Below are 20662 nucleotides of genomic sequence, written 5' to 3' on the forward strand. Positions count from 1 at the left end.
TCTCAGGCGCGAGACCCGGCGACGACACCCGTCAGCAGGCCGGTGCACAGCACCGTCACGCCGAGGATGACGACCCACTGGCGGGTGCGCCGCCAGCGGAGCAGCTGGGCGAGCAGCAGGAGCACGATCCCGGCTGCACCTGCCGCCAGGCAGGCCGTCGTGAGCGCCTCGGTCGCCGACTCCGACAGGAAGCCCGCGACCAGGGTCACGACCGCCGCCAGCGCGGCGACGCGCAGCATGACCACCCGGCCGACGTCCTCGCCGACGTACGCCGCGAGGTCGCGGCCGTCGGCGTCGCCCGGGAGCTGCTGCGGGTCGGTGTGCTCGCGCGCCATGCCGCGCAGTCTGTCAGGTGCCGGCGCGACCGCCGGCCCGCCTCACAGCAGCGCGTCGGCCGCCGCGGGGCTCGAGTCGCGCAGGAAGGTGGAGCAGCGCTCCCACTCCTCGGTCTCGCCGATGGCGCGGGCGCTGACCGCGAGGAGCGCCAGCGCGCGCAGGAACCCACGGTTGGGCTCGTGCTCCCACGGCACCGGGCCGTGGCCCTTCCAGCCGTTGCGGCGCAGCATGTCGAGGGACCGGTGGTAGCCGACCCGGGCGTAGGCGTAGACGGTCACGTCGTCGGCCCCGGCCTCCTGGGCCTGGAGGGCCAGCGCGGCCCACGCGGCGGGCGACGCCGGGCGGCGGCGTACGACGGCGGCAGGGGCGTCGCCACCGGCCAGCTCGGCGTCGGCGGGGTCGACGGGCAGGTGGGTGGGAGGGGGGCCGGCCATCAGGTCGCCGCCCAGGAAGGGGCCAGTGCTCATGCGGCTACCCTCCCACGCCGGCGGGTGGCCGGCCGACGCCGGCCGCCGGACTGCTCGCCCCGGTGAGCACCCGCTCGGTCTGCGCCAGGTGGGCCCAGATCGCCTGCTCCGCAGCGTCGGCGTCGCCGCTGCGCAGTGCGGCCACGACCGTGTGGTGCTCGTGGACCACGGAGGCGTGCTGGAGACCGTGGCGCCGGGCGGCGATGAGGCCGAGCAGCACGTGCCGGGCGTGCAGCGCGTCGTACATCCGGTCGAGCAGCGGGTTGCCCGCGGCGCGCACCAGCAGGACGTGGAACTCGCTGTCGACCCGCGCGAACTCGTCGTCGGGGCCGTCCAGGAGCAGCTCCTCCTGCTCGCGCAGCCGGGCGCCCATCTCGGCGAGCGGCACCGTGCCGGCCGCGATGCAGTGGCGGGCCGCCCACGTCTCGATGACACCCCGCGCCTGCAGGATCTGGCGCGTCTGCTCGATGCTGACCGGGGCGATGAAGGCGCCGCGGTTGGGCTGGAGCTGCACCAGGTCCTCGGCCGCCAGGCGCAGCAGCGCCTCGCGGACCGGGGTGCGGGAGACGCCCACGGCGGCGGCGATGTCCTGCTCGTTGATGAACGTGCCGACGAGCCCCGGGTCGGTGAGCACCGACGTCCGGAGATACTCGTAGGCACGTTCGCGCCCCGATCGCGGGGATGGCATGTTCGTGTTATAGCCCCCCGGAGGAGCCCGCATGACCGGTTCGCGCACACTCACCGTCGCCGCCGCCCAGCTGCGCAGCGGCACCGACCCCGTCGCCAACCTCGCGCAGGCCGTCGAGGCAATACGCCGCGCGGCCGACGCGGGCGCCCGGCTCGTGGTCCTGCCCGAGGCCACCAGCGCCAGCTTCGCCCGCAACCCGGCGCGGTCCGCGGAGCCGCTGGACGGCCCCTTCGGCACCGGCATCCGGGAGGCCGCGGCGGCCGCCGGGGTGACGGTGGTGGTCGGCCTCTTCGAGCCCGCCGCCGACGGGCGGGTGCACAACACGCTGCTCGTGACCGGTCCGGCCGGCGAGGCGTCGTACCGCAAGGTCCACCTCTTCGACGCCTTCGACTCCCGCGAGTCCGACACGGTGGCGGCGGGGGAGGACTACGTGGTCACGGACGTCGATGGTGGCGACGCCGGGATCGTGCGGGTCGGGCTGGCCACCTGCTACGACGTGCGCTTCGCCGACCAGTTCACCGCGCTCGGGGCCCGGGGCGCCGAGCTCGTCGTGCTCCCCGCGTCGTGGGGCGACGGACCGGGCAAGGCCGACCAGTGGGACGTGCTCGTGAGCGCGCGCGCCCTGGACGCGCAGGCCTGGCTGCTCGCCAGCGCCCAGGCGTGGCAGGAGCCGGTCCGGGGAGCGCCGCTCGGCATCGGCCGGAGCGCGCTCGTCGACCCCCTCGGCGCCGTGCACGGACGGCTCGGGGCCGAGCCCGACCTGCTCGTCGGCGAGGTCGACCTGGACGTCGTCGGCGAGGTGCGGAAGCGGATCCCGGTCCTGCCCTGAGAGGTCGGGCCCTGAGGGATCAGGCCCCGAGCAGGGACCGGACCTTGTCCTGCCCGAGGGCCACGACCAGCGTGGGCAGCCGCGGGCCGCGGTCGGCCGAGACGAGCAGGTTGTAGAGCAGTCGGAAGAAGTTCTTCTGGTCGGCCTTGACCTGGTCGGTCGGTGCGTCCTCGAAGCCGAGGCCGCGGGCCACCTTGGGCACGCCGTAGACGACGGCGGTGACCTCGTCGAGCTCGAGCCGCTCGGGCAGCCGGTCCAGGAAGATCCGCAGCCACAGCTCCTCGTCCTCGCTCAGCGAGGCGAGCCGGTCGGCGTCGGGCGTCTCGCGCACGATGGTCCGCTCGGACTCTGGCAGGGACGCGGTCCAGGCCATCGCGCGACCCAGGCGCGGCTCGAGGTCGGCCACGCTGTCGTGCGGGAAGCCCACGTGCTCGACCACGCGGCTGATCATGTCGGCCGAGCCTGCGGTGACGTCGGCGACCGACGACAGGGTCCTGAACGGGACGGCGACCGCCGGGACCGGCAGCGGCCCGCCCGCGTGGGTCGCGGAGGCCCGCTCGAAGGCCAGCACCTGGGCGTCCCGCTTGGCGGGGTCCGCGGCCTTGCGGCCCAGGGCGTCCCACTCGTCGTACAGGCGCACGACCTCGGGACCGAAGTCGATGGTGAAGGCCTGCTTGGGGGCGCGGCGGGTGTAGAGCCAGCGCACCATCGGCGCCTCGAGGATCTGCAGGGCGTCGGCCGGGGTGGGCACGCCGCCGCTGGACGACGACATCTTCTGCACGCCGGCGATGCCGACGAAGGCGTAGGTCACCCGGGCGGGCGCCTGCCAGTCGAAGATCGAGGAGACCAGCTCCTGGCCGACGGTGTACGACGACCCGGGCGTCATGTGGTCGAGGCCGGCGGGCTCGAAGTCGACCTTCTCCCAGGCCCAGCGCATCGGCCAGTCGACCTTCCACACCAGCTTGCCGGCGTCCTCGGTGGCGACGTTGGTGACGCCGGAGTGACCGCACTCGCGGCAGGTGTAGGCGAGGTCGGTGGTCTCGTCGTCGTACGACGTCACGTCGGTCGTGTCGCGTCCGCACTCGGCGCACCACGGCTTGTAGGGGAAGCGTGCGAACGCCCCCGCCCCGGAGTCCTCGGACTCCTCGTCGTTGGCGACCGACTCGGCGAGCTCGGCGGCCTCCTCCTCGGTCTCGGCGGCGGGCGCGGCCTTGGTGCGGTAGCGCCCGAGCACCTCCTCGATCCGGTCGCGGTGCCGGATGGCGTGCAGGATCTGCTCGCGGTAGGTGCCGGCGCGGTACATCTCGGTCTGGCTGACCTCGTCCATCTCGACGCCCAGCTCGGCCAGCGCGGCCTGGAGCGGTGCCTTGAAGTGCTCGGCCCAGGACTCGTGGCAGCCCCACGGGTCGGGGACGGCGGACAGCGGGCGGCCGATGTGCTCGGCCCACTCGGCGGGCACGCCCGCGGGGACCTTGCGGAAGCGGTCGTAGTCGTCCCAGCTGTGCAGGTGGCGCGTCTCGATGCCGCGGCGGCGCAGCTCCTCGGCGACGAAGTGCGGTGTGAGGAACTCGCGCAGGTTGCCGAGGTGGATCGGCCCCGACGGGCTGGCCCCGGAGGCCACGGTGACCTTGTTGCCTTCACCCGCGTGCCGGATCGCGTCGTCGGCGGCACGGGTCACCCAGTCGATGGGGTCTCCCTGCTGTCCGCCCTGCCGTCCACCGCGTGCCATGCGCGCAGATTATCGGCCGACCGCCGGGGAGCGGTGATCGGTGCGGGGCGCGGGACCGGCCCACGGCCCAGACCTGAGCAAACGCCCCCTGGTGCGAAGCCGGGTCCGGACATGACAAGGGCGTCGAAGCCGTCCCCTGCGGCGACTTCGACGCCCTACGCGGCCGGGTCCACCAGGACTCTGCCCGGCGGAACACCCCCGCGGTCCGCCGGTCACCGACACGCGCTCGTCAGATTCTCACTGACGTTCCCGGGTGAAGCGTGGCCCGAAATGGCCGCTGGCACTAACCTGCCAACCGTGCCCCGTCGTCCGCTGTCGTCCGCCTTCGGCCTGCCCGGCCCCGTGGAGGAGCTCTACCGCCAGGTCCTCTCGGGCTCCGGCGGCTCCTTCGAGGTGCTGGCCCGCTCCCTCTTCGTGACCCCCGACGAGCTCCGGAGCCGGGTCGGGCCGCTCCTCGAGCTCGACATCGTGCGCCTCGAGGGGGACCGGGTGACGGTCGCGTCGCCGGTCGAGGCGGTCTCGCGGTACGTCGCGGCGCAGGCCGTCACGATGAGCGAGGCCGGCGCGGACCTGGCCCGGCTCGCCGAGGCCATCCCGATGCTGGCCGACATGGGGGCCGACGCGCCGCTGCTCGACTCCACCGCGATCGACGGGGAGGTGACGACCGGCGGCGACATCGCGGGCGCGATCGTGCGGTGGATCAACGACTCCCCGGGCGACCTGTGCTTCCTGCGTCCGGACCAGTGGCGGCTGCCGAGCGAGTCCGAGATGGCGCTGGCCGTCAACCGTGCGGTCCAGCAGGGCCGCCGGGTGCGGGCGATCTACCCCGCCCGTGCCCTCCAGGAGGCGCCCGCCATCCTGATCGGCCGCGCGGCGATCGGGGAGCAGATCCGGGTCCTGCCCGAGGTCACCACCCGGTTGCTCGTCATCGGCACTTCACGCGCCCTGCTGCCGGACCCGCTCGGCGTGGGCAACGACCGTCGCGTCGCGATCCGCCAGCCGTCCATCGTGCAGGTGGTGACGTCCTACTTCGACCTGTTGTGGGACCGCGCCACGGCCGTGCCCACCCTCGACCGGGGCGAGGCCCGTCCCGACCTGCGCCGGCTGCTGCTCGCCCAGCTGGCCGACGGCGCCAAGGACGAGCAGATCGCGCGCAACCTCGGGCTCAGCCTGCGGACGGTGCGGCGCCGGATCGCGGCCCTGATGGACGACCTGGGCGTGGACACCCGCTTCCAGGCCGGTGTCGAGGCCGCGCGGCGGGGCTGGCTCTAGCGGGGCAGCACCATCTTGTACGCCGCCCGCTCGATGCGCCACGTGCGGCTGCGCTCGGGGCCGTAGATCTCGCCGTCCGCGGAGACCCAGAACTCCTCGCCGCTCACCGAGACGGTCGAGCCCCGGAGGTTGACCACGTCGTCGCGCTCCTGGTGCTCGCCCTTGCGGAGCTTCGCGACGTACCCGATCTTGGCGCCGGGGCTGATCGCCCGGCTGATCATCACGTCGAGCCAGCCGTTCTCGGGGTCGGCGTCGGGCGTGATCTCGGTGCCGCCACCGACGTTGGCGCCGTTGCCGATCGCGACCATGAGCAGCGGCTGGTCGACGTCGTTGACCACCACCCCGTCCACCTCGACGCGCAGGCGACGGCTCGGGGGATGGAAGGCCGCCAGCAGGGCGCCGATGGGGTAGCCGAGCTTGCCGATGTTGACCTTGCCGACACCGATGGAGCCGAGGCGGTGCTTCCACTTGTGCGCCTTGCGGCTGGCCTGGGCGCCGGTGCCCAGGTGCACGTTGTTGACCACGATCGAGCCGGTCTCGTCGACGATGAGGTCGACGGGGCGGGGCTCTCCCTCGAGCACGAGCCGCGCCGCCTCGTCGATGTCGAGCGGGATGTCGGTGCCGCGGGCGAAGTCGTTGCCGGTGCCGAGGGGCAGCAGGGCCAGCGTGCGGCCCTCGAGCTCGTGGCGCTTGTGCAGCGCGGCGACCACCGCGTGGAGGCTGCCGTCACCGCCGGCGACCACGATCCGGCGCGATCCGGCGCGGTGCAGGACCCCGTCGAGCTCGCCCGGGTTGGAGGTGGCGGCCACCTCGACCGACGACTCCTCGCGGAGGATCGCCAGGGCACGGTCGAGCGTCTCCTGGTCGGAGGTGCCGGCGCCGGCGTTGGTGATCACGAGCATGGGGTCCACGCGCTGGACAGTAGTCGACCGGGCCCCGCCGTCGGCGGCCGCGCGGCGCCGGGACGCCCGCTCCGTGCAGTCCGTCACGCGCCGGGCCGGGGTGGGCACGATCCGGCGGGCCCCCGCGAGGTGCGGTAGCGTGACGCCGCAAGAGCTCCGGTGCACTTGTGCCGGGGCTGTTTCTTTTGGCCCAGAGCCGGATTCCTGAGGAGGGCTGCGATGCCCGCGATCGTCGTACTCGGTGCCCAGTGGGGTGACGAGGGCAAGGGCAAGGCCACCGACCTGCTCGCCACCAGCGAGACCATCGACTTCGTCGTCCGCACGAGTGGCGGCCACAACGCCGGCCACACGATCGTCATCAACGGCGAGAAGTACGCCACCCACCTGCTCCCCAGCGGCATCCTCACGCCCGGTGCGACCAGCGTGATCGCCAACGGCGTCGTCGTCTCGCCCGAGGCGCTCTTCCGCGAGCTCGACGGCCTGCTCGAGCGCGGCGTCGAGATGGGTGGCCTGGTCGTCAGCGCCAACGCGCACGTCATCGCGTCGTACCACTCGACGATCGACAAGGTCACCGAGCGGTTCCTCGGCAAGAACCAGATCGGCACCACCGGTCGTGGCATCGGCCCGGCGTACGCCGACAAGATCAACCGCGTCGGCATCCGGGTCGCGGACCTCTTCGACGAGGGCATCCTCCAGCAGAAGGTCGAGGCCGCCCTCGACGTGCGCAACCACCTGCTGACCAAGGTCTACAACCGTCGCGCGGTCGACGCCGACGCCGTCGTCGAGGAGCTGCTGTCGTACGCCGACCGGCTGCGCCCGATGGTCGCCGACACGTCGCTGCTGCTCAACAACGCGCTCGACGAGGGCCGGACGGTGCTCTTCGAGGGCGCTCAGGCCACCATGCTCGACGTCGACCACGGCACCTACCCGTTCGTGACGTCGTCCAACGCGATCGCCGGTGGTGTCTGCACCGGCGCCGGCATCGGCCCCACCCGCATCGACCGCGTCATCGGCGTGATCAAGGCCTACTCGACGCGCGTCGGCTCGGGCCCGTTCCCCACCGAGCTCTTCGACGACGACGGCCTCAACCTCCAGAAGCTCGGCGGTGAGATCGGTGTCTCCACCGGCCGCACCCGGCGCTGTGGCTGGTACGACGCCGTGGTCGCGCGCTACGCCGCCCGCGTCAACGGCCTCACCGAGTTCTTCCTGACCAAGCTGGACATCCTGGGCGCCTGGGACGAGATCCCGGTGTGCGTCGGCTACGAGATCGACGGCACGCGCGTCGACGAGATGCCGATGACCCAGACCGAGTTCCACCACGCCAAGCCGATCTACGAGACCTTCGAGGGCTGGAACTCCGACATCTCCGGCTGCCGCACCTTCGCCGAGCTCCCCAAGCAGGCGCAGACCTACGTGCAGGCCCTCGAGGACATCTCCGGCGCCCGCATCTGGGGCGTCGGCGTCGGTCCGGGGCGCGAGCAGACCCTCACCGTCCACGACTGACCCTGGCGCTGCGCCGCGCTCGCGTGCTGCGCGGCGTACGAGATCCGGCAGTTTCCGCAGGCGACTGCGACCACGAGCGTGCGTGGATGCACCGTGGAGCGCCCGCGGATGGTGCATCCACGCACACTCGTCGGGTCAGTCGTCCCACTCCTGCTCGCGCAGCCGGTCCCGGTGGTCGAGGGCCTCGTCGAGACTGACCTCGTCGGTCCACCCGGGCGGTGGGGTCAGCGTCCAGGTCCGCTCCCCGGGCGGGAGGCGCAGGGCCCGGGCGTACGCCCCGTCGATCCGCTCGACCACGAGATCCCGGTCGTGCACGTCGGCACCCACCGCCGCCATCGTCTCGAGGCCGTGTCGCCGCAGGGCGGCGTCGCGCTCGGCGTCCCGGCGGGCGGCGGACGCCCGCCGGTGGATGCTGCCGTTGTACTCGCCGGTCACGCCCGCGTCGGGGTCGAGCAGGTCCGGGACGGCCAGCACCTGTCCGTGGAGGTCGAAGACGGGCTTGTTGCACAGGGGGAGAGGGCGTTGGGCGTCGAGCACCCAGATCAGGCGGAGCCGGGGCTCTCCCGGGGACAGGCTCTTCTCGTGGGCCCACCGCAACGCCCAGCGCAGGCGTCGTACGCCGGGGGCGCGCGGCCGGGTGGCCAGGAAGGCGGTGATCCGCCGCAACGAGGTGAGGCTCGCCGCGCAGGCCATGTCGATCGCGACCACGAGCTCGCGGTCGTCGGGCTCGGCGCGGGCATGGTCGAGGAGTGCCAGCTCGGGCGACACGACCCGGACGCCGGCCACCACCGCGCGCTCGCTCCCGGCTCGCCCGCGGATCGCGACCAGCTCCGGTCCGGCCCGGAGCTGGCGGTCGGGGGAGCGGAGCGGGACACCGAGTACGGCCCCGGTGCGACCGACCCCGTCGAAGAAGGCCGCACCCAGGAGCCTGAGCGCGGCCCACCCGGTCACGGCACCCGCCGGGCCGAGGCGCACGGCGACGTCGAGGATCCGCTGCTCGACCACGTCCGGGGCGTCCGCCGGGCGGTGGTGCCCGCTGCCGACCGACACCCACCGCCCACCCCGGGCCCGGCCGCGGGTGGGCCCGGCGCGACCGTCGGGGTCGAGGGCCGTCGGCAGGACCAGGCCGGAGGGGAGCCGGCACGTCGGGGTGAACTCGTCGGACATGAGGGACCCCTTCCCGGCCCCGGGGTCGGGGATGCCACCGAGTCTTCGCCTGTGGATGACCGACCGCCGCGACGAGTGTGCGTGGAAGCACCGTCCGCCTCGAGCCACACGTGCTTCCACGCACACTCGTCGAGGGCCTCCGCGCGTGGTACGCCGTCCGCGGGACCCGCGGCGTACATGGGCAGGGCCCGTACGCCGATAGGATCGACGCCCGTGAAGTCCCTCGTCATCGGCACCGGCGGCCGCGAGCACGCGCTGGCCCGCTCCCTGGCCCTCGATCCCGACGCCGAGGTGCACGCCGCGCCGGGCAACCCGGGCATCGGCGAGGTCGCGACCCTGCACGACGTCGACCCGATGGACGGGGCCGCGGTGGCCGCGCTGGCGACGAGCCTGGGCGTCGATCTGGTCGTCGTCGGGCCCGAGGCACCGCTGGTCGCGGGCGTGGCCGACGCGGTCCGTGCCGCCGGCATCGCGGTCTACGGTCCGTCACGGGAGGCGGCCCGGCTCGAGGGCTCCAAGGCGTTCAGCAAGGACGTGATGGCCGCCGCCGGCGTGCCGACGGCCCGCTCCTTCGTGTGCGCCACCCCCGACGAGGCCGCGGCCGCGCTGGACGCGCTGGGCGCGCCGTACGTCGTGAAGGACGACGGCCTGGCCGCCGGCAAGGGCGTCGTGGTGACCACCGACCGGGCCGAGGCGCTGGCCCACGCCGCCGGGTGCGAGCGCGTGGTGGTCGAGGAGTTCCTCGACGGCCCCGAGGTGTCGCTCTTCGCCGTCTGCGACGGGACGACCGCGCGGGCGCTGCAGCCGGCGCAGGACTTCAAGCGCATCTTCGACGGCGGCCGGGGTCCCAACACCGGCGGCATGGGTGCCTACTCGCCGCTGCCGTGGGCGCCCGCCGACCTCGCCGACCAGGTCCTCGCGACCGTCGTCCAGCCCACCCTCGACGAGATGGTCCGCCGCGGCGCCCCCTTCGTCGGCACGCTGTACGTCGGACTCGCGCTCACCGCTGCCGGCCCGCGGGTGATCGAGTTCAACTGCCGCTTCGGTGACCCGGACGTCCAGCCGGTCCTCGCGCTGCTGACCTCCTCGCTCGGTGACCTCCTCAAGGCGGCCGCCGACGGCGACCTGGGCGCCGTACCCGTCCCGACCTTCGCCGACGGCGCCTCGGTGACCGTGGTGATGGCCAGCGCCGGCTACCCGGAGTCGTCCTCGAGCGGCGACGTGATCGTCGGCACCGAGACCCTCGGGGTGGAGACCGACGTCGACGTGATCCACGCCGGCACCGCCCGTGCCGCGGGCGGCCCGCTCGTGACCGCCGGGGGGCGGGTGCTCGCCGTCCGGGCCACCGGCACGGACGTCGCCGACGCGCGGGCCAAGGCCTACGAGGGCATCAACACCATCTCGTTCCCGGGCGCGCAGTGGCGCCGGGACATCGCCGCCGAGCCGCTGGGTGTCGTCGAGGGCGCGTCGCTGACCGAGGGTGCCTGACGTGACGGGGACGTCCGACGCCGAGCAGGTGGTCACCGACTCGGGCGGCACGATGACCCGGCTCGCCGGTCCCGTGGCCGCCGGGGTGGAGCCCGACCTCGCCCTGCTCGAGGACCTGCGGTGGTCGTCGTACGACGGGCCGGTGCGCGCCGCCGGTGCGGCACCGCACTTCGAGCGCGGCGCCGTCATGACGTGGCACTACGCGCTGGGCGTCGACGTGCTGCGCGTGGTGCGCGACGACGAGCGCGGGCTGGTGGCCTGGCTCCCGGCCGGGTCCGAACGCCTCGCGGCCGTGCCCCGTGACGGCAAGGGGCTGCGCGAGCGCAGCCTGGAGGAGCGGGCCGCCCTCAGCGCCAGCCGCGACTACGACCACCTCCGGCGCACGTGGGACGGCCCGGGGATCCTGCGCGTCGCGCCGACCGGCGTGCCGTGGTCGCTCTGGTACTTCTGGGAGGACGACGGGTCCTTCGCCGGCCACTACGTCAACCTCGAGCTGGTGCACGAGCGTCCGGCCTCGGGCGACGCGCGGGTCCTCACCCGCGACCTCACCCTCGACCTGTGGCTCGACGACGACGGCCAGCTGTGGCTCAAGGACGACGACGAGCTGGCGGCGTTCACCGCGGCCGGCCGCTTCGCTCCCGCACAGGCCGAGGCGATCCGCGCGCTCGCCGACCGCGTCCGCACCGAGCTCGTCGAGCCCCGCGCCTGGCCCCTCAGCGAGGACTGGGAGTCCTGGCGCCCCCAGCCCGAGATCGACCGACCCCTGACGCTGCCCGACCACCTGGAGTCATGACATGACCGTTCCGAACGTCCTCGCCACCCGCTACGCCGGCGCCGACCTGGCCGCGATCTGGAGCCCCGAGCACAAGATCGTGCTCGAGCGACAGCTGTGGATCGCCGTGCTGACCGCCCAGCGCGACCTCGGTGTCGACGTCCCCGACGGGGTCATCGAGGCCTACGAGAAGGTCGTCGACCAGGTCGACCTGGCCTCCATCGCCGCCCGCGAGCGGGTCACCCGCCACGACGTGAAGGCGCGCATCGAGGAGTTCGCCGCGCTGGCCGGGCACGAGCACATCCACAAGGGCATGACCAGCCGCGACCTGACGGAGAACGTTGAGCAGCTCCAGGTCCGCCAGTCGCTGGCGCTGGTGCGCGACCGCGCCGTCGCGACCCTGGTGCGACTGGCCCGCCTCGCCGCCGAGCACGAGACCACCGTGATGGCCGGCCGCTCCCACAACGTGGCCGCGCAGGCGACCACCCTCGGCAAGCGCTTCGCCACCGTCGCCGACGAGATGCTGATTTCCGTGCAGCGCGTCGAGGAGCTGCTCGCGCGCTACCCGCTGCGCGGCATCAAGGGCCCGATGGGCACCTCGCAGGACATGCTCGACCTGCTCGGGGGTGACGCGTCGCTCCTCGACGAGCTCGAGACGCGGGTCGCCGCGCACCTCGGCTTCGACCACGTGCTCACCAGCGTCGGCCAGGTCTACCCGCGCTCCCTCGACTTCGACGTGCTCTCGGCGCTGGTCCAGCTGACCGCCGGCCCGTCCAACCTGGCCACCACGATCCGGCTGATGGCCGGCATCGAGCTGGTGACCGAGGGCTTCAAGGAGGGCCAGGTGGGCTCGTCGGCGATGCCGCACAAGATGAACACCCGCTCCTGCGAGCGCGTCAACGGCCTCGCCGTCATCACCCGCGGCTACCTGTCGATGGTCGGCGAGCTCGCCGGGGACCAGTGGAACGAGGGCGACGTCTCCTGCTCCGTCGTACGCCGCGTGGCGCTGCCCGACGCGTTCTTCGCCGTCGACGGGCTCTTCCAGACCTTCCTGACCGTGCTCGACGAGTTCGGCGCGTTCCCCGCCGTGATCCAGCGCGAGCTCGACCGCTACCTGCCGTTCCTCGCCACCACCAAGGTGCTGATGGCTGCGGTCCGCAAGGGCGTAGGTCGCGAGGTCGGCCACGAGGCGATCAAGGAGGCGGCCGTCGGGGTCGCCCTCGACATGCGCCAGGGGCAGGCGGAGAACGACGTCTTCGACCGGCTGGCCGCCGACGAGCGCCTCGGGATGACCCGCGAGGAGATCGACGGCCTGGTGGCCGAGCCGATCGAGTTCACCGGCGCGGCCGTGGCCCAGACCCGGGCCGTGGTCGCGCGCGTGGAGGTACTGGCGGCCGCCCACCCCGCCGCCGCGGCGTACACCCCGGGCGCCATCCTCTGATCCCGCTCACCGGGAGGCGTGCTCCCACGCCTCCCGGAGCCAGGCGCGTACCTCGTCGTCGACCTCGCTGACGTCGTGGAGCTCGAGGTGGTGCATCCACACCTGCGGCGAGGGGTGGACGACCTCCTTGAAGCGCCGCGCCGCCACCTCGCGGGGCAGCGCGATCGACAGCACGGCGGGGACGTCGGAGCGGACGTACTGCCCCGGCCGCCACACGTACGCGAAGCCGCGGCCGTGCCGGAAGGCCACCTGGCTGCGCGACACCCGCGACTCCACCTCGCCGAGGGAGTCGACGACCGAGGCCACCCGGTCGTGGATCGCCAGCCCGGCCGGGAAGCCGTCGAACAGGTCCGCGGCCGTCGTGGCCTCGTGGCTCATCCGGCCAGTCTCGCGCCATGATGGGCGCGTGACCACGGCAGCCGACCTCCATGTCACCGGCCGCGTGCAGGGCGTGGCCTACCGCGCGTGCACCCAGCAGGAGGCCGAGCGCCTCGGCGTGACCGGCTGGGTGCGCAACGAGCCCGACGGCTCGGTCGCCGCACACGTCGAGGGGGAGCCCGACGCGGTGGACGCGCTGGTCGCCTGGTGCCGGCGCGGACCGTCGGGGTCAAAGGTCCGCGACGTGGCGGTGCGCCCGTCCGCGGTGGCGGGCCACCGCGGGTTCGAGATCCGCTACTGAGCTGCCGCCCCCGCTGGGTAGTTGGGGACGAAGTGGTAGGGATTCCGGCCGGTATGCCTACGCGATCGTCCCAAACTACGCGCCGGAGGCAGGCGCTCAGTCCCCGAGGCGCCAGGACCGTACGGCGGCCGCGAGCGCCACCGACAGCACGGCGAGCGCCGCGACGAGCGCCCACCGGGCGGCGACCTCCACGGACGTGAAGGACTGCGAGGCCTGGTAGACGGTCATCAGCAGTGCGGCGCCGAGCGCCGAGCCGATCCGCTGGCCGGTCTGCAGGGCTCCACCGGCGGCGCCACCCATCTGCGGCGGCACCTCGGCCAGGGTGAGCGTGAAGTTGGGGGAGATGACGCCGCCCCCGCCGATGCCGGCGAGGAACATCGCCGGGGCGAGCGTCCACCACAGCGTGTCGGACGGCGAGGTGACCAGCCAGGCCGCGAGCGCCGTACCGGTCATCATCACCGACAGCGCGATCAGGGTGACCCGCCGCCCGATCCGGCCGACCAGGCGACCCGCGAGCGGCGACGTCGTGGCGGCACCGACCGCGAAGGGCGTCATCAGCAGTGCGGCCTGAAGCGGCGAGAAGCCGACGCCCTCCTGCAGGTGGACCGACAGCACCAGGAAGATGCCCGTGAAGCCGGTGAAGTAGAGGGTGCCGACGAGCAGCCCGTTGGCGTAGCCCGGCAGCCCGCGCAGCAGCGACACGTCCAGCAGCGGCGGGTGGCCCGTCGCGACCGTGTGCTGCTCCCACCGGAGGAACGCCCACACCAGCGGCGGGAAGGCCAGCACGATGACCAGCGGCCACCGCGCGCCGCCCTCGAGGCTGATCAGCGGGTAGAGCACCGAGACGACCGCCAGCCCCAGCAGCAGCGCCCCCGGGACGTCGATCCGGGTGTCCTTGACCGCCTCGCGCCCGCCGGGGTTGTCCGGGACGAGGCGCCAGACGGCGACCAGGGCGACCAGGCCGATGGGGACGTTGACCAGGAACAGCGCCCGCCAGCCGTTCTCCTCCCCGAGCGCCGCGATCAGCAGCCCACCGATGAGCGGCCCGGCGGCGGAGGCGACCGCCACCGTGAAGCCGAACATCCCGAACGCGCGGCCCCGCTCGTCGCCCCGGAAGAGCTGCTGGATCAGCCCGGAGTTCTGCGGCGTCAGCAGACCGGCGCTGGCGCCCTGCGCCAACCGGGCGACGACGATCGCGGCGGCGTTGGGGGCGAGGCCCGCAGCCGCGCTCGAGACGATGAAGCCGATGAGGCCGATCACCATCATCCGACGGCGTCCGTGCGCGTCGCCGAGCCGACCGCCCGCGACCAGCGTCATGCCGAAGGCGAGCGCGTAGCCCGAGACCACCCACTGCACCGCACCGGCCGACGTCTCCAGCCCGGCGCGGATCGACGGCACCGCGACGTTGACGATGGTGACGTCCAGCAGCGACATGAAGCCGACGAGCAGGGACACCGCCAGGATCCGCCACCGGCGGGGGTCGGGGACGTGCTCCTGCTGCTCGGCCGCGACGGCGTCGGCCTCCTCGTGCTGCGTCACGCCCGCCACCTTCTCACCGCCCCGAAGCGGCCCCCTGATCGGCAACCGGATCGGCAACCCGGTCAGCAGCGTGGTCGCGGGTGTGTCGCAGATCCCGTCCCCGTCAGTTCGGTACGACGCGCGCGGACGACCGACAATGGGCGACATGTCCGCTCCCGTCACCGTCTCGGTCACCCGGCACATCGACCCGTCCCAGGAGACGGAGATGCGCGCGTGGGTGCAGGCCGGCACGTCGCTGGCGGAGAACTTCGACGGCTTCCTCGGCTCCGGGTGGGTGCGGCCCTCCCAGGACTCGCCCGAGTGGCACATGCTCTACCGCTTCGCCGACGCCGAGTCGCTGGCCCGCTGGGAGGCGAGCCCGCAGCGCGCGTGGTGGCTCGAGGCGGCGCAGGGGCGGATCGAGTCGACCCGCACCGAGCGGCGTACGGGCATCGAGGGCTGGTTCGACGAGCCGTCCGCGGTCGAGTCCCTCAGCCCGGCGCCCGTCGCGCCGCCCCGGTGGAAGCAGGCGACCACCATCTTCATGGTCTTCTTCCCGCTCAGCCTGGTCGCCAACTGGGTGCTCGGGCACACGCCCGTCGCCGACTGGCCGCTCCCGCTGCGGGTGCTCCTCACCGTGCTCGTGATGACGCCGCTGATGACCTACGTGCTGCTCCCGTGGATCACCCGCCAGATGTCCTGGTGGCTGCAGGGCAAGCCCGCTCCCTGGCGACGCTGACCCGCCGGCGGCCCACGCCGCTAGGGTCGGCACGTGGCCGACCACAACATCCCTGACGCCCCGGCGCTCGAGGGCGCGACGCACCTCCACTCCGGCAAGGTCCGCGACCTCTACCGCATCGAGTCCGGCGAGCACGCCGGTCGCCTGCTGATGGTGGCGAGCGACCGGATCTCGGCGTACGACTTCGTGCTCGACACGACGATCCCCGACAAGGGCGAGATCCTCACCCGGATGTCGCTGTGGTGGTTCGACCAGCTCAAGGGGCTGGTCGCGCACCACGTGGTGTCGACCGACGTCCCCGAGGCCGTGCGCGGTCGCGCGGTGATCTGCGAGGCGTTGGAGATGTATCCCGTCGAGTGCGTGGCCCGCGGCTACATCACCGGCTCCGGGCTGCTCGACTACCGCCTCCACGGCGAGGTCTGCGGCATCCGGCTGCCGGCCGGCCTGCAGGACGGCTCCCGGCTCCCCGAGCCGATCTTCACGCCCGCCACCAAGGCCGCGATCGGCGACCACGACGAGAACGTCGACTACGAGGCGGTCGTCGAGGCCGTCGGGGACGACGAGGCCGCCGAGCTGCGGATGCTCACCATGGAGGTCTACGGCCGCGCCCACGAGCTCGCCAAGACCCGCGGCATCATCCTGGCCGACACGAAGGTCGAGTTCGGCGCGCGGCCCGACGGCACCACCGTGCTCGCCGACGAGGTGCTCACGCCCGACTCGTCGCGCTTCTGGCCTGCCGACCAGTGGCAGCCCGGCCGCGCCCAGCCGTCGTACGACAAGCAGATCGTCCGCGACTGGCTCACCTCCCCGGAGTCCGGCTGGGACCGCACCTCCGGCGAGGCCCCGCCGCCGCTGCCGCCCGAGGTCGTCGAGCGCACCCGGTCGAGGTACGTCGAGGCCTACGAGCGGTTGACGGGGGAGACGTTCTGACCGGGTTTCGCGCCTCCGTCGACCTGCCCGTCCCGGTCGAGGTGGCCTACGCCTACCTCTCCGACCCGCGCAACCGGCCGGAGTGGCAGTCGTCGCTGCGCTCGGTCACCGTGCCGGCCGACGAGGAGCCGCGCCTCGGCCAGCGCTGGCAGGAGACCACGTCGGTGGGGGTGCGCCCGCAGATGGAGATCACCGAGATGGACCCGCCACTGGTGTGGGCCGAGCGCGGCTGGTGGCGCGGGGTCTCCGCGACACTGACCCTCGGCTTCGCCCGTACGCCGCGTGGCTGCCGCGTCGACATCAGCGGCGACGTCGACGGGCGCGGGGTCTGGGCCGTGCCGGCGACGGTGGCGGGCCGGCTCGCGGGGATCGCGGTCGCCGCCGACGTCCGCAAGGCCGGCAAGATCCTCGCGCGGCGTACCGCCTGACCGGTCAGCGCGCCCGCTTGCGCAGGTTGATCAGCGTCACCAGGAGCCAGCCGATGACGATGCCGAGGCCCGCGTGCCACAGCATCGAGCGCAACCACAGGCCGCCGATCGAGGTGTCGGTGTCCGCGAGCTCGTCGCTGCCGCCGCGGCGGCCGCCGAAGACCACGGCGGGCTGCCCGTCGCCCCGACCCGACGCCAGCACCCACACCAGGACGAGCAGCCCCAGCCCGACCAGCACGACACCCCAGCGCCATCCCGGGGAGGTCGCCAGCGCCCCGAAGAGCCCGACGGCCGCGAAGGCGATCAGCACGAACATCCCGACGAGGACGATGGCGCCGCTGGCCAGGAAGTCCATGGCGCGGATGCTAGCCCGCGGCGAGACGGCGGGTGACGCGCGTCACGACCGCTGAGTAGGTTTGGCGCCATGCCGAACCTCTCCTCGCTGCTCGAAGACTCCGCCAGCCAGTACGCCGACCGGGAGGCCGTCGTCCTCGGCGACACCCGGCTGACCTACGCCCAGGTCAACGGCGCCGCCAACCAGGTGGCCAGCCTGCTCGTCGCGCGCGGCATCAAGCCCGGCGACAAGGTGGCGCTGAGCTGCCCCAACCTGCCCTACTTCCCGATCGTCTACTACGGGATCCTCAAGGCCGGGGCGACCGTGGTGCCGCTCAACGTGCTGCTCAAGGGCCGGGAGGTGGCCTACCACCTCGCCGACTCGGACGCGAAGGCCTACTTCTGCTTCCAGGGCACCGAGGAGCTCCCGATCGGCCAGGCCGGCCACGAGGGCTTCGAGGCCACCGAGGGCTGCGAGCACTTCTTCATGATCACCGTCGACCCGACGGCCGCCTCGCCCATCGAGGGCACCGAGACGCTGGGCCAGGCGATGGCCGGCCAGCCGCCGACGTTCGACACCGTCGCCGTGGACGACGACGACACCGCGGTCATCCTCTACACCTCCGGCACCACCGGCCAGCCCAAGGGTGCCGAGCTGCGGCACCGCAACATGCACTCCAACGCGATCGCCGGCAAGGACCTCTTCGGTGCCGACGCGTCCCGGCCGGACACCTACCTGTGCGTGCTGCCGCTCTTCCACTCCTTCGGTCAGACCGTCATCCAGAACGCCGGCTTCGCCTACGGCGGCACCGTGGTGATGCTGCCCCGCTTCGAGGCCGACGCCGCGCTCAAGACGATGGCCAAGGAGGGCGTGACCTTCTTCGCCGGCGTCCCGACGATGTACTGGGGCCTCCTCGGCGCCCTCCCCGACTCCGGGGTCGACGTCCAGGCGCTCGCCGCCAACCTGCGCATCGCCGCGGCGGGCGGCTCGGCGCTGCCGGTCGAGGTGCACAAGGACTTCGAGAAGAAGTTCGGCGTCACCATCCTCGAGGGCTACGGCCTGTCCGAGACGTCGCCCGTCGCCAGCTTCTCGCCGTACGGCCAGGAGGTCCGCGTCGGCTCGATCGGCGTCCCTATCCCCGGTGTCGAGATGAAGCTCATCAACCCCGAGCCCGGCAGCTGGGACGACGCCGAGGGCGACGTCGGCGAGATCGCCATCAAGGGCCCCAACATCATGAAGGGCTACTACGACCGCCCCGACGCCACCGCCGAGGCGATCCACGACGACTGGTTCCGCTCGGGCGACCTGGCCCGCAAGGACGAGGACGGCTACTACTACATCGTCGACCGGTCCAAGGACATGATCATCCGCGGCGGCTACAACGTGTACCCGCGCGAGATCGAGGAGGTGCTGATGACGCACCCCGCGGTCAGCCTCGCCGCCGTGATCGGTGTCCCGCACGAGAGCCACGGCGAGGAGATCAAGGCCGTCGTCATCCCCGAGAAGGACGTCGACGTCACCCCCGCGGAGCTCGTCGAGTGGAGCAAGGAGCAGATGGCGGGCTACAAGTACCCCCGCATCGTCGAGCTCGTGGACGCCCTGCCGATGACCGCGACCGGCAAGATCCTCAAGCGCGAGCTCAAGTGAGGCGCGTCGTCGGCATCCCCCTCGGGGTGGTGATGGTCGTCTTCGGGACCCTCTTCACCCTGCAGGGGCTCGGGTACGTCGGCGGGTCGGCGATGACGGGCTCGTCCTTCTGGGCGATCGCCGGACCCGTCATCGCCGGGCTCGGCGTCGCGCTGCTGATCGTCTCCGCGCGGCGTACCTGAGCCGTCCCGGACGCGGTGTGCCGCGGGCCGGCGGCGCCGATAGGATCGACCCGCACCCCGCCGCCGTCCCAGGAGCGTCCCGTGGCCCGATACGTGGTCGATGTCATGCCCAAGCCCGAGATCCTCGACCCGCAGGGCAAGGCCGTCCTCGGCGCCCTGCCGCGGCTGGGCTTCGCCGGCGTCACCGACGTCCGCCAGGGCAAGCGCTTCGAGCTCGAGCTCGACGGCGACGCCTCCGACGAGCTGCTCGCCGAGGTGACCCAGATGGCCGAGACGCTGCTCTCCAACCCGGTCATCGAGGACTTCGTCGTGAGCATCGAGGGCGACGACGCGCTCGGCGGGAAGCACAAGGCATGAACACCCCACGAAACTGCTCGCTGCGCTCGCACTTCCGCGGGGACCCCGCATGAGGGTCGGCGTCGTCACCTTCCCGGGCTCGCTCGACGACGTCGACGCGCAGCGCGCGGTCCGCTTCGGCGGCCACGAGGCGGTCGCGCTGTGGCACGGCGACCACGACCTGCGCGGCGTCGACGCCGTGGTCCTCCCCGGCGGCTTCTCGTACGGCGACTACCTGCGCTGCGGCGCCATCTCGCGCTTCGCGCCGGTGATGACCGAGGTCATCGGGGCCGCGGGCAAGGGGATGCCGGTGCTCGGCATCTGCAACGGCTTCCAGATCCTCTGCGAGTCCCACCTGCTGCCCGGCGCGCTGATCCGCAACGACCACCGCAAGTTCGTCTGCCGTGACCAGCGCCTGCGCATCGAGAACACCCGCACGCCGTGGACGTCGGCGTACGCCGAGGGCGCCGAGGTCACGATCGTGCTCAAGAACGGCGAGGGCGGCTTCATCGCCGACGAGCCCACCCTCGACCGGCTCGAGGACGAGGGCCGCGTGGTGGCGCGCTACCTCGACGACAACCCCAACGGCTCCGCCCGCGACATCGCCGGCATCACCAACGAGCGCGGCAACGTCGTCGGCCTGATGCCCCACCCCGAGCACGCCGTCGAGGACCTCACCGGTCCCGGCACCGACGGGCTGGGGTTCTTCACCTCGCTCGCCGCCGCGACGTTCGCATGAACAACCTCACCCCGCGACGGCTGTTCCGTGCGCTCGCGACCGCCGAGGCGATCACCTGGGCGCTGCTGCTGACCGGCATGTTCCTCAAGTACGTCACCGAGACCACCGAGCTCGGGGTCCAGGTGTTCGGGATGGTCCACGGCGTCGTCTTCATCGCCTACGGCCTCGTCACGATCCTGGTGGCCGTCGACCAGCGCTGGTCGCTCGGACGGCTCGCGCTGGGCCTCGCCGCCGCGGTGCCGCCCTTCGCGACGCTGCCCTTCGAGCGGTACGCCGACCGGCGGGGGCTGCTGGGCGACGCCTGGCTGTCCCGTCCCGACAGCCCCACCGCGGCCCAGCGGGCGGTGTGCTGGCTGCTCGAGCACCAGCGCCGGGCGCTCGGCATCGGTGTCGTCGCGGTGCTCGCCCTCACCGGGCTCGCACTGGTCGTCGGCCCGCCCGCCTGACCTCCGGGTAGCCGCCCGCCCGACCCTGAGTAGTTGGGGACGGTCTGGTTGCTCGATCGGACGGATCACCTACCGGTTCGTCCCTAACTA

Annotated in this window: 24 protein-coding genes; 15 read left to right on the forward strand and 9 right to left on the reverse strand. The window is 73.0% G+C overall.

The features are described from left to right. Window positions 1-2: 2 nt before the first annotated feature. Genes ASG88_RS07925 through ASG88_RS07935 form a run of 3 tightly spaced genes read right to left on the reverse strand, consistent with a single transcriptional unit; the run spans window position 3 to window position 1491 of the window. A complete protein-coding gene (locus ASG88_RS07925; protein ID WP_056886883.1) occupies window positions 3-335 on the reverse strand; it encodes a hypothetical protein in 333 nt (110 codons plus the stop codon). Window positions 336-377: 42 nt separating this feature from the next. Continuing rightward, window positions 378-803, reverse strand: coding sequence for a DUF3151 domain-containing protein (locus ASG88_RS07930; RefSeq protein ID WP_056886884.1), 426 nt, complete (start codon window positions 801-803; stop codon window positions 378-380). A gap of 4 nt (window positions 804-807) precedes the next feature. Further along, window positions 808-1491: a GntR family transcriptional regulator gene (locus ASG88_RS07935; protein ID WP_200956397.1), complete on the reverse strand. Its 684-nt coding sequence runs from the start codon at window positions 1489-1491 to the stop codon at window positions 808-810. 31 nt (window positions 1492-1522) lie between these two features. Between ASG88_RS07935 and ASG88_RS07940 the strand changes: the two genes are divergently transcribed. After that, window positions 1523-2320 (forward strand): nitrilase-related carbon-nitrogen hydrolase, encoded by a 798-nt coding sequence (locus ASG88_RS07940; RefSeq protein ID WP_056886885.1) that lies wholly within the window; start codon window positions 1523-1525, stop codon window positions 2318-2320. A gap of 19 nt (window positions 2321-2339) precedes the next feature. Here ASG88_RS07940 and lysS read toward each other — a convergent pair whose 3' ends face one another. After that, window positions 2340-4049: a lysine--tRNA ligase gene (gene lysS / locus ASG88_RS07945; protein WP_056886886.1), complete on the reverse strand. Its 1710-nt coding sequence runs from the start codon at window positions 4047-4049 to the stop codon at window positions 2340-2342. 297 nt (window positions 4050-4346) lie between these two features. Here lysS and ASG88_RS07950 point away from each other — a divergent pair, with 297 nt between their 5' ends. Then, window positions 4347-5321 carry a helix-turn-helix domain-containing protein gene (locus tag ASG88_RS07950; RefSeq protein ID WP_056886887.1) on the forward strand — a complete coding sequence of 325 codons (975 nt, stop codon included), beginning with the start codon at window positions 4347-4349 and terminating at the stop codon, window positions 5319-5321. Here the strand turns inward: ASG88_RS07950 and ASG88_RS07955 are convergent. After that, window positions 5318-6223: a diacylglycerol/lipid kinase family protein gene (locus ASG88_RS07955; protein ID WP_056886888.1), complete on the reverse strand. Its 906-nt coding sequence runs from the start codon at window positions 6221-6223 to the stop codon at window positions 5318-5320. The genes ASG88_RS07950 and ASG88_RS07955 overlap by 4 nt on opposite strands. A gap of 219 nt (window positions 6224-6442) precedes the next feature. Between ASG88_RS07955 and ASG88_RS07960 the strand changes: the two genes are divergently transcribed. Then, a complete protein-coding gene (locus ASG88_RS07960) occupies window positions 6443-7726 on the forward strand; it encodes an adenylosuccinate synthase (RefSeq protein WP_056886889.1) in 1284 nt (427 codons plus the stop codon). Between the two features lie 135 nt (window positions 7727-7861). Here ASG88_RS07960 and ASG88_RS07965 read toward each other — a convergent pair whose 3' ends face one another. Next, the gene (locus ASG88_RS07965; RefSeq protein ID WP_056886890.1) at window positions 7862-8893 is read right to left on the reverse strand and encodes a hypothetical protein; all 1032 of its coding nucleotides are present in this window, start codon (window positions 8891-8893) and stop codon (window positions 7862-7864) included. Window positions 8894-9106: 213 nt separating this feature from the next. Here ASG88_RS07965 and purD point away from each other — a divergent pair, with 213 nt between their 5' ends. From purD to purB, 3 genes are read left to right on the forward strand one after another with little or no spacing between them, the layout of a single operon-like run. After that, window positions 9107-10381 carry a phosphoribosylamine--glycine ligase gene (gene purD / locus ASG88_RS07970; RefSeq protein WP_056886891.1) on the forward strand — a complete coding sequence of 425 codons (1275 nt, stop codon included), beginning with the start codon at window positions 9107-9109 and terminating at the stop codon, window positions 10379-10381. 1 nt (window position 10382) lies between these two features. Further along, window positions 10383-11174 carry a DUF402 domain-containing protein gene (locus ASG88_RS07975; protein ID WP_056886892.1) on the forward strand — a complete coding sequence of 264 codons (792 nt, stop codon included), beginning with the start codon at window positions 10383-10385 and terminating at the stop codon, window positions 11172-11174. 1 nt (window position 11175) lies between these two features. Continuing rightward, window positions 11176-12594, forward strand: a complete 1419-nt coding sequence (gene purB, locus ASG88_RS07980; RefSeq protein WP_056886893.1) for an adenylosuccinate lyase — start codon at window positions 11176-11178, stop codon at window positions 12592-12594. 6 nt (window positions 12595-12600) lie between these two features. Here purB and ASG88_RS07985 read toward each other — a convergent pair whose 3' ends face one another. Further along, entirely contained in the window at window positions 12601-12972 is a 372-nt protein-coding gene (locus ASG88_RS07985) for a DUF5655 domain-containing protein (RefSeq protein ID WP_056886894.1), read from the reverse strand. Window positions 12973-13000: 28 nt separating this feature from the next. Between ASG88_RS07985 and ASG88_RS07990 the strand changes: the two genes are divergently transcribed. Beyond that, window positions 13001-13273 (forward strand): acylphosphatase, encoded by a 273-nt coding sequence (locus ASG88_RS07990; RefSeq protein WP_056886895.1) that lies wholly within the window; start codon window positions 13001-13003, stop codon window positions 13271-13273. Between the two features lie 96 nt (window positions 13274-13369). On the opposite strand, the gene ASG88_RS07995 is transcribed toward ASG88_RS07990, so the two are convergent. Further along, complete coding sequence (locus ASG88_RS07995; RefSeq protein WP_056886896.1) at window positions 13370-14812, reverse strand: MFS transporter; 1443 nt, start codon at window positions 14810-14812, stop codon at window positions 13370-13372. A gap of 145 nt (window positions 14813-14957) precedes the next feature. Here ASG88_RS07995 and ASG88_RS08000 point away from each other — a divergent pair, with 145 nt between their 5' ends. The 3 genes from ASG88_RS08000 to ASG88_RS23305 are packed head-to-tail and all read left to right on the forward strand — an operon-like array spanning window position 14958 to window position 16888. Further along, window positions 14958-15530, forward strand: a complete 573-nt coding sequence (locus ASG88_RS08000; RefSeq protein WP_082600102.1) for an antibiotic biosynthesis monooxygenase — start codon at window positions 14958-14960, stop codon at window positions 15528-15530. 33 nt (window positions 15531-15563) lie between these two features. Continuing rightward, entirely contained in the window at window positions 15564-16460 is an 897-nt protein-coding gene (locus ASG88_RS08005) for a phosphoribosylaminoimidazolesuccinocarboxamide synthase (protein WP_056886898.1), read from the forward strand. Beyond that, on the forward strand, window positions 16457-16888 hold the full coding sequence (locus ASG88_RS23305) for an SRPBCC family protein (RefSeq protein ID WP_268790857.1): 432 nt from the start codon (window positions 16457-16459) through the stop codon (window positions 16886-16888). The genes ASG88_RS08005 and ASG88_RS23305 overlap by 4 nt, the downstream gene beginning before the upstream one ends. 4 nt (window positions 16889-16892) lie before the next feature. Here the strand turns inward: ASG88_RS23305 and ASG88_RS08015 are convergent, their stop codons facing one another. Then, the gene (locus tag ASG88_RS08015; protein WP_056886900.1) at window positions 16893-17243 is read right to left on the reverse strand and encodes a hypothetical protein; all 351 of its coding nucleotides are present in this window, start codon (window positions 17241-17243) and stop codon (window positions 16893-16895) included. A 69-nt stretch (window positions 17244-17312) separates the two neighbouring features. On the opposite strand from ASG88_RS08015, the gene ASG88_RS08020 reads away from it, so the two are divergent. The 5 genes from ASG88_RS08020 (at window position 17313) to ASG88_RS08040 (ending at window position 20572) form a co-directional block, all read left to right on the forward strand. Then, window positions 17313-18869: a long-chain-fatty-acid--CoA ligase gene (locus ASG88_RS08020; RefSeq protein WP_056886901.1), complete on the forward strand. Its 1557-nt coding sequence runs from the start codon at window positions 17313-17315 to the stop codon at window positions 18867-18869. Continuing rightward, window positions 18866-19051 (forward strand): hypothetical protein, encoded by a 186-nt coding sequence (locus tag ASG88_RS08025; RefSeq protein WP_056886902.1) that lies wholly within the window; start codon window positions 18866-18868, stop codon window positions 19049-19051. The genes ASG88_RS08020 and ASG88_RS08025 overlap by 4 nt, the downstream gene beginning before the upstream one ends. A gap of 81 nt (window positions 19052-19132) precedes the next feature. Beyond that, on the forward strand, window positions 19133-19408 hold the full coding sequence (purS, locus tag ASG88_RS08030; RefSeq protein ID WP_056886903.1) for a phosphoribosylformylglycinamidine synthase subunit PurS: 276 nt from the start codon (window positions 19133-19135) through the stop codon (window positions 19406-19408). A gap of 49 nt (window positions 19409-19457) precedes the next feature. After that, complete coding sequence (gene purQ, locus ASG88_RS08035) at window positions 19458-20126, forward strand: phosphoribosylformylglycinamidine synthase subunit PurQ (protein WP_056886904.1); 669 nt, start codon at window positions 19458-19460, stop codon at window positions 20124-20126. Continuing rightward, window positions 20123-20572, forward strand: coding sequence for a DUF3817 domain-containing protein (locus ASG88_RS08040; protein ID WP_056886905.1), 450 nt, complete (start codon window positions 20123-20125; stop codon window positions 20570-20572). The genes purQ and ASG88_RS08040 overlap by 4 nt, the downstream gene beginning before the upstream one ends. Window positions 20573-20662 lie beyond the last annotated feature (90 nt).

It is taken from the genome of Nocardioides sp. Soil777, from assembly GCF_001428425.1.
Taxonomy (GTDB): domain Bacteria; phylum Actinomycetota; class Actinomycetes; order Propionibacteriales; family Nocardioidaceae; genus Nocardioides; species Nocardioides terrigena.

Bases quoted from the DNA above. Each gene is read 5' to 3' on its own strand.
- ASG88_RS07955 (WP_056886888.1), bottom strand. From the start codon at position 6,223: ATGCTCGTGATCACCAACGCCGGCGCCGGCACCTCCGACCAGGAGACG.
- ASG88_RS07930 (WP_056886884.1), bottom strand. From the start codon at position 803: ATGAGCACTGGCCCCTTCCTGGGCGGCGACCTGATGGCCGGCCCCCCT.
- ASG88_RS07925 (WP_056886883.1), bottom strand. From the start codon at position 335: ATGGCGCGCGAGCACACCGACCCGCAGCAGCTCCCGGGCGACGCCGAC.
- ASG88_RS07960 (WP_056886889.1), top strand. From the start codon at position 6,443: ATGCCCGCGATCGTCGTACTCGGTGCCCAGTGGGGTGACGAGGGCAAG.
- ASG88_RS07965 (WP_056886890.1), bottom strand. From the start codon at position 8,893: ATGTCCGACGAGTTCACCCCGACGTGCCGGCTCCCCTCCGGCCTGGTC.
- purQ (WP_056886904.1), top strand. From the start codon at position 19,458: ATGAGGGTCGGCGTCGTCACCTTCCCGGGCTCGCTCGACGACGTCGAC.
- ASG88_RS08020 (WP_056886901.1), top strand. From the start codon at position 17,313: ATGCCGAACCTCTCCTCGCTGCTCGAAGACTCCGCCAGCCAGTACGCC.
- lysS (WP_056886886.1), bottom strand. From the start codon at position 4,049: ATGGCACGCGGTGGACGGCAGGGCGGACAGCAGGGAGACCCCATCGAC.
- ASG88_RS08015 (WP_056886900.1), bottom strand. From the start codon at position 17,243: ATGGACTTCCTGGCCAGCGGCGCCATCGTCCTCGTCGGGATGTTCGTG.
- ASG88_RS07985 (WP_056886894.1), bottom strand. From the start codon at position 12,972: ATGAGCCACGAGGCCACGACGGCCGCGGACCTGTTCGACGGCTTCCCG.
- ASG88_RS08040 (WP_056886905.1), top strand. From the start codon at position 20,123: ATGAACAACCTCACCCCGCGACGGCTGTTCCGTGCGCTCGCGACCGCC.
- ASG88_RS08000 (WP_082600102.1), top strand. From the start codon at position 14,958: ATGTCCGCTCCCGTCACCGTCTCGGTCACCCGGCACATCGACCCGTCC.
- ASG88_RS07940 (WP_056886885.1), top strand. From the start codon at position 1,523: ATGACCGGTTCGCGCACACTCACCGTCGCCGCCGCCCAGCTGCGCAGC.
- ASG88_RS07935 (WP_200956397.1), bottom strand. From the start codon at position 1,491: ATGCCATCCCCGCGATCGGGGCGCGAACGTGCCTACGAGTATCTCCGG.
- purB (WP_056886893.1), top strand. From the start codon at position 11,176: ATGACCGTTCCGAACGTCCTCGCCACCCGCTACGCCGGCGCCGACCTG.